General features: G+C 61.9%; 11 protein-coding genes. 1 reads left to right on the top strand and 10 read right to left on the bottom strand.

Translation table 11 applies throughout. The annotated features are described in order from the left end of the window. Window positions 1–5: 5 nt before the first annotated feature. The 8 genes from ligA to ACSQ26_RS05725 form a co-directional block, all read right to left on the bottom strand. Window positions 6–2,159 (bottom strand): NAD-dependent DNA ligase LigA, encoded by a 2,154-nt coding sequence (gene ligA / locus ACSQ26_RS05760; protein WP_436007146.1) that lies wholly within the window; start codon window positions 2,157–2,159, stop codon window positions 6–8. A 64-nt stretch (window positions 2,160–2,223) separates the two neighbouring features. Continuing rightward, on the bottom strand, window positions 2,224–3,900 hold the full coding sequence (gene recN, locus ACSQ26_RS05755) for a DNA repair protein RecN (protein ID WP_436007144.1): 1,677 nt from the start codon (window positions 3,898–3,900) through the stop codon (window positions 2,224–2,226). A gap of 18 nt (window positions 3,901–3,918) precedes the next feature. Further along, window positions 3,919–4,767 carry an outer membrane protein assembly factor BamD gene (locus ACSQ26_RS05750; protein WP_436015115.1) on the bottom strand — a complete coding sequence of 283 codons (849 nt, stop codon included), beginning with the start codon at window positions 4,765–4,767 and terminating at the stop codon, window positions 3,919–3,921. Between the two features lie 218 nt (window positions 4,768–4,985). After that, window positions 4,986–5,939 (bottom strand): UDP-3-O-acyl-N-acetylglucosamine deacetylase, encoded by a 954-nt coding sequence (gene lpxC / locus ACSQ26_RS05745; RefSeq protein WP_436007142.1) that lies wholly within the window; start codon window positions 5,937–5,939, stop codon window positions 4,986–4,988. A 263-nt stretch (window positions 5,940–6,202) separates the two neighbouring features. Beyond that, complete coding sequence (gene ftsZ, locus ACSQ26_RS05740; RefSeq protein WP_436007140.1) at window positions 6,203–7,984, bottom strand: cell division protein FtsZ; 1,782 nt, start codon at window positions 7,982–7,984, stop codon at window positions 6,203–6,205. 59 nt (window positions 7,985–8,043) lie between these two features. After that, entirely contained in the window at window positions 8,044–9,375 is a 1,332-nt protein-coding gene (gene ftsA / locus ACSQ26_RS05735) for a cell division protein FtsA (protein WP_258157489.1), read from the bottom strand. Then, complete coding sequence (locus tag ACSQ26_RS05730) at window positions 9,372–10,301, bottom strand: cell division protein FtsQ/DivIB (RefSeq protein WP_436007137.1); 930 nt, start codon at window positions 10,299–10,301, stop codon at window positions 9,372–9,374. The genes ftsA and ACSQ26_RS05730 overlap by 4 nt, the downstream gene beginning before the upstream one ends. Further along, a complete protein-coding gene (locus ACSQ26_RS05725; RefSeq protein ID WP_436007135.1) occupies window positions 10,289–11,215 on the bottom strand; it encodes a D-alanine--D-alanine ligase in 927 nt (308 codons plus the stop codon). The genes ACSQ26_RS05730 and ACSQ26_RS05725 overlap by 13 nt, the downstream gene beginning before the upstream one ends. A gap of 327 nt (window positions 11,216–11,542) precedes the next feature. Between ACSQ26_RS05725 and ACSQ26_RS05720 the strand changes: the two genes are divergently transcribed. After that, window positions 11,543–11,833, top strand: coding sequence for a hypothetical protein (locus ACSQ26_RS05720; RefSeq protein WP_436007133.1), 291 nt, complete (start codon window positions 11,543–11,545; stop codon window positions 11,831–11,833). 20 nt (window positions 11,834–11,853) lie between these two features. Here ACSQ26_RS05720 and ACSQ26_RS05715 read toward each other — a convergent pair whose 3' ends face one another. Next, on the bottom strand, window positions 11,854–12,099 hold the full coding sequence (locus tag ACSQ26_RS05715) for a DUF982 domain-containing protein (protein WP_436007131.1): 246 nt from the start codon (window positions 12,097–12,099) through the stop codon (window positions 11,854–11,856). 71 nt (window positions 12,100–12,170) lie between these two features. Then, window positions 12,171–13,073, bottom strand: coding sequence for a LysR substrate-binding domain-containing protein (locus ACSQ26_RS05710; protein ID WP_436007129.1), 903 nt, complete (start codon window positions 13,071–13,073; stop codon window positions 12,171–12,173). Between the last annotated feature and the right edge of the window lie 97 nt (window positions 13,074–13,170).

The raw sequence follows: 13,170 nt of genomic DNA, 5'->3' as shown, positions 1-13,170 counted from the left end.
CTATCCTATCCCCCAATCAACGCCAGCCACTCGTCCTCGGTCATCACCGTGACCCCCAACTCCGTGGCCTTGTCGAGCTTCGACCCCGCCCCCGGTCCCGCGACCACATAGTCCGTTTTCTTCGACACCGATCCGGCCACCTTGGCGCCGAGGCTTTCGGCGCGCGCCTTGGCTTCGTCGCGGGTGAATTTTTCGAGCGAGCCGGTGAAGACGACGGTTTTGCCGGCGACCGGGCTGCCTGACGTGGAGGGCCCCTCGACTGCCTGGGGCGTTACCTGTCTGAGTAATTGGGCGATCACGCCGAGGTTGCGCGGCTCCTTGAAGAACTCGACCAGCGCGCGGGCGACGATCTCGCCGATGCCTTCGATGGCGTTCAGTTCGTTCCACGCTTCGCTGCCGGGTTCGGCGGCGTCCTTCACGCCGGTCTCGAAGGCTTCATACGTGCCATAGGCCCGCGCCAGCAGCTTTGCATTGGTCTCGCCGATATGGCGGATACCGAGAGCATAGATGAAGCGGTTGAGCGAGACTTCGCGGCGATCGTTGATCGCTGCGAAGAGCTTGCCGACGCTCGTCTTGCCGAAGCCATCGATATTCTCGAGCTTGTTGAGGGACTCACGCTGCCGCTCCTCGAGCGTGAATATCTCCGGCGCGGTGCGGGCCATCAGCGCAGGGTCTTCACTGGCAAAGAAGAACTCGATCTGCTTCGAGCCAAGTCCCTCGATATCGAAGGCGTCGCGGCTGACGAAATGCTTGAGATGCTCGATCGCCTGCGCCTGGCAGACAAAGCCGCCCGTGCAGCGCGTGACCGAATCGAGCTTGCCAGTCTTTTCGTTGCGCTCCCGCACCGCATGGCTGCCGCAGACCGGACAAATCCTGGGGAACTCGTAAGGCACTGCGTCCGCCGGCCGCTGGTCGAGCACGACATCGACGATCTGCGGAATGACGTCGCCCGCCCGCTGGACGATAACCGTGTCGCCGATTCGGATGTCGCGGCCTTCGCGCAGCGGCTCACCGGAATTGCCGATGCCCTTGATGTAGTCCTCGTTGTGCAGCGTGGCATTGGTCACCACCACGCCGCCGACGGTGAGCGGCACGAGGCGCGCGACGGGCGTCAGCGCGCCGGTGCGGCCGACCTGGATGTCGATTGCAGTCAGCGTCGTCGTCGCCTGTTCGGCCGGGAATTTGTGCGCGGTTGCCCAGCGCGGGGACCGCGAGCGGAAGCCGAGACGGCCCTGAAGATCGAGCCGGTCGACCTTGTAGACCACGCCGTCGATATCATAATCAAGCGAGGCACGCTTCAGCCCGATCTCGTTGTAATGCGCGATGATCTCCTCGACCGACGACAGCCGCTTCGTCAGCGGGTTGACCGGAAAGCCCCATTCGCGAAACTTTTCCACCATGCCCGACTGGGTATCGGCCGGCATTTCGGAAATCTCGCCCCAGGCATAAGCGAAGAAGCGCAGCTTACGCGCCGCCGTCTGTTTTGGATCGAGCTGACGGAGCGAACCCGCCGCCGTGTTGCGCGGGTTCACATAGGTCTGCTTGCCCTCGGCCTCCATCTGGGCATTCAGCGCCTGGAAGTCACTTTTGGCCATGTAGACCTCGCCGCGCACCTCGACCACCTCAGGTACACCAGCCGGAAGCTCCTGCGGGATTTCCTTGATCGTGCGGATATTGGGCGTGACATTCTCACCGACAGTGCCGTCGCCGCGCGTGGCGGCCGTCACCAGCTTGCCTCCCTCGTAGCGCAGCGACATGGACAGGCCGTCGATCTTCGGTTCGGCGGTGAAGGCGATGGAATTGTCGGGAAGCACACCGAGGAAACGGTAGACCGAGCTGACGAAATCGCGGACGTCGGCATCCGAAAAAGCGTTGTCGAGCGATAGCATCGGCCGGGCATGGGTGACCAGCTTGAAGCCCGCAGCCGGCGCAGCACCCACCCGTTTCGAGATGCTGTCAGCGCGCACAAGATCGGGGAACGCCTGTTCCAGCGCTTCGTTGCGGCGCTTCAACGCATCGTAATCGGCGTCGGAAATCTCGGGCGCGTCCTTGCCGTGATAGAGCACATCATGCCGGGCAAGTTCCTTGGCAAGGGAATCGAGTTCGACCCCCGCTTCCTCGACGCTGAGTTCGGTGACTGGCTTTTCGGACGTCGTCATGGCTCTCCCCGGAATGCTTGGCCCGGCTTTTCTAGACCGCCAAAACACGGATGGAAAGAGGAACCTATCCCTCACCCTTGAGCAGTTTTCCGGCAGCAGCGCGTGCTTCGGCGGTGATCGAGGCGCCAGCCAGCATGCGGGCGATTTCTTCCTGGCGGGCGTCGTCGTCCATGGTGGCGACGCGGGTCGAGACACGACCGCTTTCCTCGCCGGTGACGCCCTTGGAGATCAGGAGATGGGTATCGGCGCGGGCCGCGACTTGGGGCGCATGGGTGACCGACAGGACCTGGACCCGCGAGGACAGCCGCTTCAGCCGCTGGCCGATCGCATCCGCCACGGCGCCGCCGACACCGGTATCGATTTCATCGAAAACAAGCGTCGGCGCCGAACCCCGATCGGCGAGCGCGACCTTGAGCGCCAGCAGGAAGCGGGACAGTTCACCGCCCGAGGCGACTTTGGTGATCGGGCCGGGACGCGTGCCCGGATTGGTCTGGACGTGGAATTCGACGCGGTCGATGCCGGATGCACTGGCGGCTTCCTCGTCGGTTTCGATCTCCGCCATGAAGCGCGCGCGATCGAGCTTCAACGCGGGAAGTTCCGCCATCACAGCCTCGGAAAGCGCCTTGCCGGCATTTTGGCGTTTGGCAGAGAGATTACGAGCGGCGGCGAAATAGATCGCTTCTGCTTCCTTCTCGCGTGCATCGAGCTGCTTGAGCCGCTCCTCGCCATGGTCGAGATCGGCGAGATCGGCGACCATTTTTGCCGCGAGCGCCGGCAGGCCCGTGACGGGCACGGCATATTTGCGGGAGGCGGCGCGGAGCGCAAACAGCCGCTCCTCGACGCGTTCCAGTTCCCTAGGATCGAACTCGGTGCGGCGGAGTGCGGCCTCGACCTGATTCTGTGCCTCGGAGAGATGATTGAGCGCTTCGTCCAGCGCCTGCACCGTCTCCTCGAGCAGGCCGGGCGCTTCGGCCGCCTTGCGCTCGAGCCGGCGCACCAGCGAGGCGAGATGCGGCACCGGCGACGCATTGCCGTTGAGATATTCGGATGCTTCGGAGATGTCTCCGGCGATCCGTTCGGATTTCATCATCCGCGAGCGCTGTTCGGCGAGTTCTTCCTCCTCGCCATCGACGGGCGAGAGCTTTTCCAGTTCATCGACCGACGAGCGGATGTAATCGGCCTCGCGCTGCGCCGCCTCGACCTTGGCGCGATGTGTCCGCGCCTCGCGGCCGGCATCCTTCCAGGTGCGGAAGTGGGCGCCAACTGCGTTGGCCTCATCGGTCAGGCCGGCGAATGCATCGAGCAGCGTCCGATGCGCTTCGGTATCGACCAGGGCCCGATCGTCATGCTGGCCATGGATCTCGACCAACAGCGAGCCTGCCTGACGCAGAAGCTGGGCGCTGACGGGCTGGTCGTTGACATAGGCACGCGTGCGACCGTCGGCCGATTGCACGCGGCGGAAGATGATGTTCTCGCCATCCTCGTCGATGGCGTTTTCCTGGAGAAGTCCACGCAACGGGTGCGCAAGCGCGACATCGAAGACCGCAGTCACCTGGCCCTTGTCCTCGCCGTGGCGCACGAGTCCGCCATCGCCTCTGCCCCCGAGGGCGAGCGACAGCGAATCTAGCAGGATCGATTTACCGGCACCGGTCTCGCCGGTCAGGACGGACAGGCCCGGCTCGAAGGCAAGATCAAGCCGATCGATCAGGACGATATCGCGGATCGATAGCTGTATCAGCATTGAGAGTGAGCGCCCCGATCAGGACTCGCCGAGAATGAGCTTCTTGCCGGCGCGGGAAATCCACGAGCCCTGGTTTTCCTGCGGCGCAAGCCCCTTGGATTGCAGAAGCGCGAAGCTGTCCTTGTACCAGACGCTGTCCGGATAGTTGTGACCCAGCACGGCAGCTGCCGTCTGTGCCTCGTCCACCAGGCCAAGCGAATAATAGGTCTCGACGAGACGGGCCAGCGCTTCTTCCACCTGGTTGGTGTTGCCGAACTGCTCGACAACGGTCCGGTAGCGCGAGATCGCGGCAAGGTATTCCTTGCGCTCCTGATAGTACCGGCCGATCTGCATTTCCTTGCCGGCGAGATTATCGCGCGCCATGCGGATCTTGGTCTGCGCGTCATCGACATATTCCGATGTCGGATACTCGTTGACCACCTTCATCATGGCTTCGATCGTGCGGGCCGATGCGCGCTGGTCCTGCGTCACGACGGGGATCTGCTTGGCGTAGCTGAGACCGATGAGATACTGCACGTAGGCCGCATCCTTGGTCTGCGGATAGAGCTTCATGTAGCGGTCGCCGGACTGGATCGCGCCTTCATTGTCGCCCTGGCGGTACTTGATGAAAGTGCTCATCACCAACGCGCGGCGCGAATATTCCGAGAAGGGATGCTGGCGGTCGACGGCGTCGAACTTCCGCTGCGCTTCGGAAATCTTGCCCGCATTGAGGTTGGCAAGACCCTCGTCATAGAGCTTGTCGGCCGGCTCGGCCTGGGCGGACAGCTTGGTGATGTCGAGGTCCGGATCGTTCGAGCAGCCCGCGACCATCACGGCGCTCGTGCCAAGCACGAGCGACAGAAGCACGGTGCGTGCGGAAAGTTTCATCATCGATATGTCCTGCATTTCCCCAACCGGGTCACTCAATCGGTGGCCACAAAGCAAATCCCGACCGTCAGATTAAGCGGCTAATAGCCATAAAACGCTCGGAACCGCAACGTCATGGCCTTCAAATCATGCAAATTTGTGGCAGAACCGATGCACCGGGGACACGGCCAACAAGAAAATGCCGGCCGTGAACAGTTAAGTGCTGGACTCGCAGCGGATCACGCCGTCCAGGGCGCATATTCCGGTTGCGAGATCGCGATCAGTTCCGGCACCGCGACCCGATGGCGCGCGCCAGCCGACTCGACGATCTCATAGGCCGAACGGTCGGAAAGCAGCGCCTTCAGCGCCATGGCATTGACCTTGTGGCCGCCGCGATAGGAGCGATAAAGGCCCAGGAACGGCGCACCGGCAAGGGCCAGGTCGCCCACGGCGTCCAGCGTCTTGTGGCGGACGAATTCGTCGGACCAGCGCAGGCCCTCCATATTGATGACGCGGTTGTCGTCGCCGATCACCACTGAGTTTTCGAGCGACGAACCGAGCGCCAGGCCCATGGCCCAGAGACGCTCGACATCGCGCATGAAGCCGAAGGTGCGGGCGCGGGCCAGCTCGTTCTTGAAGGATACGGAGTTGAGATCACCCTTCCAGACCTGGCGGCCGATGAGCGGGCTCTCGAAATCGATTTCGACTTCGAATCGCGTGCCGTCATAGGGCTGGAATTCCGCCCAGGATGCGCCATGGTCGATACGGACAGGCTTCTTGACGCGGATATAGCGGCGTTTGACGCCAAGCGGGCGGATGCCGGCCTGTTCCATCGCCTCGATGAATGTGGCGGAGCTGCCATCCATGACAGGCATTTCGGCGCCGTCGATCTCGACGATCGCATTGTCGATCCCGAGCGCGTAGAACGCGGCCATGACATGCTCGACCGTGGCGACCGAGCGCGCCGGGGAAAAGCCGAGAACCGTGCAGAGATCGGTCGAACCGACGGAAGCGGAAACGGCCTTGAGTTCCGTCACTTCGTCATGCTGGCCAATGCGCTGGAAAATAATGCCTGTGCCGGCTTCCGCCGGATTGAAAATTGCGGTGACCTCGGCTCCTGAATGGACGCCGATACCGCGAATCGTGAACGGGTTTTCAAATGTTGTTTCAAAACCCAAAAGACCTAAAGACATATTACCCCGCTTTTGATGTGGCCCGTTCAAACCACCCGCCCGGATCCATCCGGACAATCATGTGACATGCTGCAGAAACTGCGATTTTCAGACGGGTTTCCAATCCCCCAAATGGACCCATCGTGAAAATATCGTCACGGCACCGGCAAACCAAATCAATGTTTCTTTCCAATTGTAACGTTCCGCAGGCGGCCATCACCGAATGCATGAAGGGCCCGGATTTCAAGTCCGGGCCCCTCCTCTGATTTTGACTGTTCCAGCCTTTAGTTCGACTGGCGGCGCAGGAAGGCCGGGATGTCGAATTCCTCGGTTTCCTGGGCGCGCGGCTGGGCCGGAACCTGGCGGCCTTGGTCGTCGAGATTGCCGCGACGCGGTGCGTAGAGGCTCGCCTCCGGCGACAGCGCCCGGCGCTGCTGGGAAGCGGCGTTGGGTGCGGCGGCCGTCATGTCGGATGGAGCCGGTGCTTCTTCTTCCCTGCGGCCGAGCGACGAGGTCAGGCGCTTGAGCAGGCCCATCGGACCACGCTCTTCGGCATGTGCGGTGGATGCCACACCTGCGCGGTGCTCGATCTCGGCCTTCAAGACCGGCGGGAAGTCCTCGACCTTGGGCATGCGCATCTGATCGGCTTCCATGCGAACCGACGCCATCAGCGAAGGCTCGGAATGGACGTCCTGGTGATACTGCATGCCAGCCGGTTGATGCGCGACCGACGGCTCGCGATACTGCATCTGCGGTTCCGGCTGAGCAACGACACGGTTGACGACCGGTGCTTGTTTCGCGACTTCCTCGGCCGGCATCGCGAAGAGCTTGCTCGCCGGACGGAAGTCGTCCTGCGGGGCAGCGGCCAGTTCGTTCATCAGCGGATTGGCGATCGCGATCTCAAGTTCCATGTCCATCTCGGCGGCACGGATCGTTTCGGCCACCGGATCGGCTGCGAAGGTCATCGGCTGCGGCGCGGGGACCGGCTGAGCCTGGGCCTGCATGACGGGAGCCGAAATCGGAGCCTGGCTGACCTGTGGGCGGACAACCGGCCGCGAGATCGGCTTTACTTCAAAAGGGCGCTGATCACCCGCTCCCATTGTGCGATCGATACCGGTCGCGACAACAGAAACGCGGATGATGCCTTCCAATGCTTCGTCGAACGTGGCGCCGAGGATGATGTTGGCGTCGGGATCGACTTCTTCGCGGATACGGGTCGCAGCCTCGTCGACTTCGAAGAGGGTCATGTCACGGCCGCCGGTGATCGAGATCAGGAGGCCCTGGGCACCCTTCATCGAGGTCTCGTCGAGCAGCGGGTTGGCGATCGCAGCTTCCGCTGCGGCCAGTGCGCGGCCTTCGCCGGAGGACTCGCCGGTGCCCATCATCGCGCGGCCCATTTCCCGCATGATCGAGCGGACGTCGGCGAAGTCGAGGTTGATAAGACCTTCCTTCACCATGAGATCCGTGATGCAGGCAACGCCCGAATAGAGCACCTGGTCGGCCATGGCAAAGGCATCGGCGAAGGTGGTCTTGTCGTTGGCGATACGGAAGAGGTTCTGGTTCGGGATCACGATCAGCGTATCGACCGACTTCTGCAGGTCGGTGATGCCCTGGTCGGCGAGCCGCATGCGGCGCTGGCCTTCGAACTGGAACGGCTTGGTGACGACGCCAACCGTGAGGATGCCTTTGGATCGGGCAGCCTGCGCGACGATCGGAGCAGCGCCCGTACCCGTGCCGCCGCCCATGCCGGCGGTGACGAAGCACATATGGGTGCCGTTGAGATGATCGATGATCTCATCGAGGCACTCCTCGGCCGCCGCACGTCCAACCTCCGGCTGTGAACCGGCACCGAGGCCTTCGGTGACCTGCACACCCATCTGGATGACGCGGTCGGCCTTGGTCATGGCGAGCGCCTGGGCGTCCGTATTGGCAACGACGAAGTCCACGCCCTGCAAACCGGCCGTGATCATGTTGTTGACGGCGTTCCCGCCGCCGCCGCCGACGCCGAACACCGTGATGCGCGGCTTAAGCTCGGTGATGTCCGGCTTGTTCAATTTGATGGTCATGTTGTCCGTCCTTCTTTTAGTCGAGCCGGTTGCCATACCGGCCGTCATTCCTGAATTTGTTAGAAACTGCTCTTGAGCCACTGGCTGACGCGGGCGATCCTGCCATTGCCCCCGCCGAGATTGGACAGAACGCCCTTCTCCTCGGCGTGGATTTCGAGATCTGCAAACTGCGGATAGATCAGCAGACCGACCGCGGTCGAGAATGCTGGACCCTTCGCCGCAGGCGGAAGGCCCTTGACGCCCATCGGCCGGCCGATGCGGACGTTGCGGGCGAGAATCTGGCGCGCGAGATCCGGCAGGCCGGTCAACTGGCTGGCGCCGCCCGTGAGAACGACGCGTTTGCCGACGATCGGCGAGAAGCCCGAGCCGCGAATACGGTCGCGGATCATTTCCAGCGTCTCCTCGACGCGGGCGCGCACGATCTTGCCGATCAGTCCGCGCGGAACCTGCGTCGGCTGCTCGTGATCGTCCTCGCTGATCGGCGGGACCGAGACCAGTTCGCGATCGTCTCCGCCATTGGAGAGTGCCGAGGCATGCATGACCTTGATCCGCTCGGCCTCTTCGATCCGGGTCGAGAGGCCGCGTGCGAGGTCGGTCGTAACGTGATGACCGCCGAGGCCGATCGCATCGGCGTGAACCAGCTTTCCCTCGGCAAAGACCGAAATCGTCGTCGTGCCGCCGCCCATGTCGATGGCAGCGCAGCCGAGTTCCAGTTCATCATCCACAAGGGCTGCGAGACCCGAGGCGTATGGCGTCGCCACCATGCCCTCGACAGAAAGGTGGGCGCGGTTGACGCAGAGCTCGATATTCTTGATCGCCATGCGTTCGGCGGTCAGCACATGCATGTCGACGCCCAGCGTATCGCCGAACATCGAGACCGGATCGCCGATGCCGCGCTCACCATCGAGCGAGAAGCCGGTCGGCAGCGAATGCAGTACGGCGCGGTCGTTGCGCAGCGATTGCTGGCAGGCGGCGACCAGCACCTTGTTGACATCGTCCTGGTCGACTTCCTGGCCGCCGAGATCGATCGAGGCGGTGTAGATGTCGCTGTGCAGGCGGCCGGCCGAGACGTTGACGATCAGGCTGTCCACGGTGAGGTTGGCCTGGCGTTCGGCGGTATCGACAGCGTGGCGGATCACGCCTTCGAGCGCGTCGAGGTCGGAAATGACGCCTGATTTGATGCCGCGCGACTTCTGGTGGCCGATGCCGATGATCTCGACTTTGTGGGTACGACCCGGAAGAACCTCCGATGCCTCGCGCGGCGTCAGCCGGGCGATCATGCAGACAACCTTGGTCGAGCCGATATCGAGCACGGAAACGACATGCGACCGCTTCGAGGGAAGCGGCTTCAGGCGTGGCGTGGACCCATTGGAGGAGCCGAAGATATTCATATCGCCTCCTTCATCTTCTTGAATTCCTTGGCGCGCGCCTCGACCGCCTTCTTGCGGCGGGCGCTCGCATCCTCCGTCAGTTGCACCGTGGTGCGATCCTCGAGCCGGAAGTCGATGGCGAGAATGTCCCGTTCCAGCACTTGCTGATCCCTGTTGAATTCGGCGAGCTCGGCCATGGCGCGCTCCATGCCGTGCTCAGGCAATTTGATGATGACGCCATTGTCGAGCTTGAGATCCCAACGACGTCCGGCAACCCGCATGAAGGCCTTGACCCGCGTCTTGACGGCGGGCCACTGGTCGAAATCCTTCATGATCTCTTCGGCGCCGGCGCCGGCATCCCGACCGACGAAGAGCGGCAGGTGAGCGAACTTGTTGTCGCGCAGCGATGCGATGACCTTGCCGCTCTGTTCGATCAGCGAAAGGTCCTGGCCGTGCTGCCAGATGCCGAAGGCGACCTTTTCCTTGAGCTTGATCTCGATCGTATCGGGATAGACCTTGCGGACCTCGGCGTCGAAAATCCATGGCAGCGTCTTGAGCGCGTCGCGCGTGGCGGCCACATCGAGCGCCATCAGCGAGGTCGTGCCGTCGAGGCCGATCTTTTCGAGGATATCGATTTCCGAGGTCTCGGCATTGCCGGAGACCTTGACATTGTTGATCGCAAAGCCCGCAGCCGAAGTGACCGCCTGGGTCACATCACGGGTCTCGCCGGTCAGCGCGAAGATATAGCCGGCGGTGGCGGCATAGAAGGCAAGCACCGCAACGGAGCCGGCATGGCGGGGAATGTCGATCCGGCCCGACGCTAAGCTCCCGAGGAAGCGCACCGCGCGACGCATCGGCTTGGGCAGGACCATGCGCTCGCCGCCCTGGGCGACCACATCGGCCTCGGCATGACTGCCCGGAGATTTACGGGACCTCAACGCAAACACGACGCGTCCTCCACCATCCAACGAAGAAACTCACCAAAGGAATGGCCAGCATGCTGGGCCATTTCGGGCACCAGGGAGGTTGGAGTCATGCCGGGCTGAGTATTGATTTCCAGCCAGATCAGTTCGCCTTCTTCCGAGAAGCGGTCGTCGTAGCGGAAGTCGGATCGTGTGACCCCGCGGCAACCCATCGCCTTGTGCGCCTTCAAAGCCAGTGTTTGTACTTTTTGGTAAATTTTCGGTGAAATTTGCGCGGGAATGACATGTTTTGAGCCGCCATCCACATACTTCGAATCATAATCGTAGAAGGCGTGTCCTTGCGGCACTATTTCGGTCACCCCGAGAGCCACGTCGCCCATCACGCCGCAGGTCAGTTCGCGGCCATGGATATAGCGTTCGACCATGACGATATCGCCGTAACGCCATTCTGAGGAGGTGATCATCTGCGGCGGATGCGTCTGGTCTTCCTTGACGATGACGACGCCGAAGCTCGAGCCTTCGCGCACCGGCTTGACCACATAGGGCGGCTTCATCGGATGGACCGAGGTGAAATCGTGGCGGTTCATGACCTTGGCTTCAGCCACCGGCATGCCATGGGACTTGGCAACCCGCTTGGCCTGCTCCTTGTCCATCGACAGCGCCGAGGAGAGCACGCCGGAATGCGTATAGGGAATTTCGAGATATTCGAGGATGCCCTGGATCGTGCCATCCTCACCGAATGGGCCATGCAGCGCATTGAAGGCGACGTCCGGCTTGAGTTCGGCAAGCACCGTCGCCACGTCACGGCCGACATCGATACGCGTCACCTGGTAGCCCTCGCCTTCGAGCGCTTCGGCGCAGGCGGCACCCGAGGACAGGCTCACCGGCCTCTCGGAGGAAATTCCACCCATCAATACCGCAACGTGCTTTGCGCTCATCACAAAAGAACCCCAGACTCAAACACGGATATTAGCAACCGGCCCTTGCTTGGAACTTTCGCTGGTCGCGCGCCCAAACATCGGCCGTCGCAAATCACTAAAACCGATTAAGGTTAATGAAGCGTTTACCTGTGTTAATTTTTGGGTCGGGAAATGCGCCCGGGTGTTAACAGACGCTAGCTGGCCGGACGGGCCAGGCTGTGGACTCATAAACGCGGAGCCATAGACATACTGAAGCAAGTTGGACCATGATGATCACCTTGAATCACCGATACTTGCCATCTAAAAGTGACTTCCTGCATAACCCAATAGTCAAGGTTCCCACCAATGCTCTACCTATCAACAGTAGAAGACACGTTCGAACTCTCTGGCCGAAGCTCCATCATCATCGCGCCTGGCATCCCGAAACATGGCGAGCACGAATGGAAGGTCAGGGTCGGCGAGCCTGTCATGCTTGAAGCACCTGACGGGACTACCCTTCACACCATTATCGGCGGTATCGAGATGCTTTCACCGCCACATCCGGACTTCATTCCACTCATGCTGGGGCCGGGTGTGTCCAAACAGATGGTTCCAATCGGCACCAAAATCTGGGTGAACGAAACCGCCGCTTGCTGAATCATTCATGGGTTCACGACCTAATCGCGCACCTGGATACCCGCCTCAGCGGCTGCAAAGAGGAAAGCGCGGCGCGCCTCTTCGGCGGACTTCTTGCCTTCCGCCACGGCGGCACAGACCAGCAGCGCACGATCGAGCGCGACGCCATCTTCGAGCGGCCAGTCCTCGATCAGCGCCCAACTCGCCTCGGTGGCGTTGGAGATGGTCGTGAACTTGCCTGGCCCTTCAAGGGCGATAACGACCGGCTTGCTCCAGCGATTTTCCATCTTGGCCTTCCTGGTTCAATGTCCGGAACGCGCGTAGCATATGCAGAGACAGAAGTCTGCCCGCCTTCGCCTCAGGCCAGCAGCACCGCAGCACTATCCTTGATCACCGTGCCCAGCGCTTCGAAATCCCGTCGCTTGCCCGAGGCGCTCGTCCGCCAGACAAGGCCGATCCTGCGCGATGGCTGGGGATCCGCAAAGGGCACCACCCGCACCCTGTTACGCGACGATTCGTCCCTCAGCGCGATTTCTGGAATGAGCGTGATGCCCATGCCATGGCTGACCATCTGCAGCAGCGTCGTCATCGAAGTCGCGCCGTAATTGGCGACGCGGCGGCCCGCCGAGGTGCCGCATACGGCCAGCGCCTGGTCGCGCAGGCAATGGCCCTCTTCCAGCAGAAGCAGCCGTTCGACGTCGACATTGTCCTCGGTCATCGGCGACATCAGGATGGTGTTTTCATCCTCGGCGCTGGCGATGAAGAACCGGTCCTCGAACAGGAAGGCGCTTTCGATCGACTCGTTGCCGGCCGGCAGTGCCACGATGGCGCAATCAAGCTTGCCTTGCCGAAGCTCTTCCAGGCAGCCTGAGGTCAGCAGTTCCTTGAGTTCGACGCCGAGTTCCGGATAGAGGCCGCGCAGCCGGGGGATCAGCTCCGGCACCAGATAGGGCGCCACCGTGGGGATGATACCCAGCTTGAGCCTGCCCTTGAGCGGCCCCTGCCCCGCTTTGGCGCGCGCTTCGAGTCGCCCGGTCCGATCGAGAATGTCACGGATCTCCGGCAGCAGGTCCTCGCCCTCACGGGTGAGGATGGCGCCCGAACGATTGCGCTCGACGAGCTTGACGTCGAGCAGCCGCTCCATTTCGGCGATCTGCGCCGAAAGAGCCGGCTGGCTGACCGACACCATTTCCGCCGCCTTTCCGAAATGGCGGGCATTGGCAAGCGCATCGAAATAGCGCATTTGTCTCAGTGTGATCATGATAGTTTTTTCTTATCGAAAATTGCAGCAAATGCAATTGGAAACTATCGCCATGGAAGCGATAGAGTAGGTTAGAAGAATTCCAATTAGGGAGAAT

Origin of the sequence: Rhizobium sp. LjRoot254 (assembly GCF_964254105.1) — a bacterium.
Lineage (GTDB): Bacteria > Pseudomonadota > Alphaproteobacteria > Rhizobiales > Rhizobiaceae > Rhizobium_E.
The sequence above is the reverse complement of the archived record's forward strand: the minus strand, read 5'-3'. Positions and strand labels throughout refer to the sequence as shown.